This is a genomic window from Rhodoferax sp. (genome assembly GCF_037143375.1).
Lineage (GTDB): Bacteria > Pseudomonadota > Gammaproteobacteria > Burkholderiales > Burkholderiaceae_C > Rhodoferax.
Genome location: NZ_JBAWYV010000272.1, coordinates 1 through 2,502, shown reverse-complemented (window position 1 = coordinate 2,502; position 2,502 = coordinate 1). Strand labels below are relative to the sequence as shown.

The following is a 2,502-nucleotide window of genomic DNA, read 5'->3' as shown; positions in this document are numbered from 1 at the left end:
CAATCGGTTTGGCGCACTTTGGGTGCACCCAGCGGCAAAACACCCGACCAGACCCGTGGCCTCACCGGTTTGATTTACCAGAGCGTGCAAGGCGTTACGCAACTGGTCGGCAAGGGCCTCGACAAAGTGCTGGCCAAGCTGGAGCCCCTGCTGGCTTCGGCCGACGCGTCTCAGCCCGACAGCCCTGAGCGCGAAGCGGTATTGGCGGCCCTCAACGGTGTGATGGGTGACCGCCTGCAGGCCAGCCACAACCCGCTCGCCACCCCCATGACCATGCGCTATCAGGGCGCCATCCTGAACTATCAACAGGTTCTGTCCACCTTGCCGCAAGCCTCGGGCAAAGTGCTGCTGCTAATTCATGGCTTGTGCATGAACGACCTGCAATGGCAATCCGCCCCTCAAGGACCGGGGCTTGATCAGGGTGCCACGCTGGCGGCTGCGCTGGGCTACACCCCGGTTTATCTGCGGTACAACTCCGGCCTGCACACCTCGCAAAACGGGCACCAGCTCGCAGCCTTGCTGGAGCAACTCTGCACCCACTGGCCGACGCCGATTAAAGAGCTCACGGTGGTGGCGCACAGCATGGGCGGCCTGCTGATTCGCAGCGCTTTTTACTATGCCCAGCAAGAGGGACTGCACTGGCCAGCCCTTTTGAAAAATATCATTTTTCTCGGCACCCCGCACCATGGCGCGCCACTGGAGCGGGCTGGTAACTGGGTGGATGTGCTGCTGGGTAGCACGCCTTTCAGCGCACCCTTTGCCAAGCTGGGCCAGTTGCGCAGCGCCGGCGTCACCGACCTGCGTTACGGCCATGTGCTGGACGTGGACTGGCAAGGCCATGACCGTTTTCGCCGCAAACCCGACAGTCGCCAAGTTGTGCCACTGCCCGAGGGTGTGGCCTGCTTTGCGGTGGCCGCGACCACCGCCGCACAACGCAGTGCGTTGGCTGACCGGCTGGTGGGCGATGGTCTGGTGCCGCTGCCCAGCGCGCTGGGCGAGCATGACGATGCCAAGCGCACACTGGCATTTCCCAAAACGTCCCAATTCATCGCCTACCGCACCAGCCACATGGCCTTGCTCAACAGCCCGGCCGTGACAAAACAAATGGTGACTTGGCTGACCCGTTAGCCATAGCGTCGCCAAATCGGCTTCAAAAAATCAGACGCGCTGGCCTTGTGCGTTAATGACGACTTCTCCGTCTTCCTTGCTGAAAGCTCCTTGAGGGGGGCTGGGCAAGATGTCCAGCACCGCCTCGCTGGGACGACACAGTTTGCTACCCAAGGGCGTCACCACAACAGGCCGGTTCATGAGAATGGGATGCTGCACCATGAAGTCAACCAGTTCAGCGTCCGTCCATTGGGGGTCGCTCAAGTTCAATTCATCGAACAGCGTGCCTTTTTGACGAAGCAGTTCGCGGGCACTGATGCCCAGGTCTGACAACAGCTGCTGCAACTGTTCTTTGTTGAGCGGCGTTTTCAGGTACTCAATGACCTCAGGCTCAACCCCACTGTGACGGATAAGGGCCAGTGTGTTGCGCGAGGTGCCGCAGGCGGGGTTGTGATAAATCGTGATTTTTGTCATGTCGCAATTATCCAGACACGAGGGTCCTTTTGTCCGCTTTTTTTGCCTCCGGACCCTCAGCCAACATGTGTGCGGAGCGCTTGCCGTAGCCTGGCTCCATTGAGATCGCTCAAGTCTGAACTGGATGACTTTCTCTATGGTTCCGTGACTTGAATCGGCCAGCCCTTGAAACCCCGGCCCATCGCCCATAATTGCAGGCTGTCCGCGATGTCACCCAAGTTCGCGGAATCCAGTTTTTTATTCACCTACTCATTCCATGACCAAACAAACCCTTTCCTTCCAGGCTGAAGTGGCGCAACTGTTGCACCTCGTCACCCACTCGCTTTACTCCAACAAAGAGATTTTTCTGCGCGAATTGATCTCCAATGCCTCTGACGCCTGCGACAAGCTGCGTTTTGAAGCCATCAACGACGGTGGCCTGTACGAAAGCGACTCGGAGCTCAAAGTCAAGGTCACCTTCGACAAAGACGCCAAGACGCTGACCATCACCGACAACGGCATCGGCATGAGCGCGCAAGAGGCCATCGACCACCTCGGCACCATCGCCAAGAGCGGCACCAAAGACTTCGTGAGCAAGCTCTCGGGCGACCAAAAGGCCGACTCGCAGCTGATTGGCCAGTTTGGCGTCGGTTTTTACTCCGGCTTTATCGTGGCCGACAAGATCACCGTCGAATCCCGCCGGGCTGGCATGCAAACGACCGAAGGCGTGCGCTGGGTCAGCGGCGGCGCGGGCGACTTTGAGGTCGAAACCATCGACCGTGCCGAGCGTGGCACCAGCGTCATCCTGCACCTGCGCGACGACTCGCTGGACTACGCCAGCGCCTGGAAAGTCAAGGGCATCATCGCCAAGTACTCTGACCACATCAGCCTGCCCATTTTGATGGAAAAGGAAGAATGGAAAGACGGCGAACTGATCAACCC

The 2,502-nt window shown here is 59.1% G+C and carries 3 protein-coding genes; 2 read left to right on the top strand and 1 reads right to left on the bottom strand.

Going from position 1 to position 2,502, the window contains the following annotated elements:
- Positions 1–1,128: alpha/beta hydrolase (locus WCG50_RS18885; protein WP_336901141.1), on the top strand; the 1,128-nt coding region annotated here is incomplete at its 5' end.
- A 30-nt stretch (positions 1,129–1,158) separates the two neighbouring features.
- Here the strand turns inward: WCG50_RS18885 and arsC are convergent.
- Positions 1,159–1,581 carry an arsenate reductase (glutaredoxin) gene (arsC, locus tag WCG50_RS18880; RefSeq protein WP_336901140.1) on the bottom strand — a complete coding sequence of 141 codons (423 nt, stop codon included), beginning with the start codon at positions 1,579–1,581 and terminating at the stop codon, positions 1,159–1,161.
- A gap of 256 nt (positions 1,582–1,837) precedes the next feature.
- On the opposite strand from arsC, the gene WCG50_RS18875 reads away from it, so the two are divergent.
- Positions 1,838–2,502 (top strand): ATP-binding protein (locus WCG50_RS18875; protein WP_336901139.1); only part of this gene is annotated, 665 nt, incomplete at its 3' end.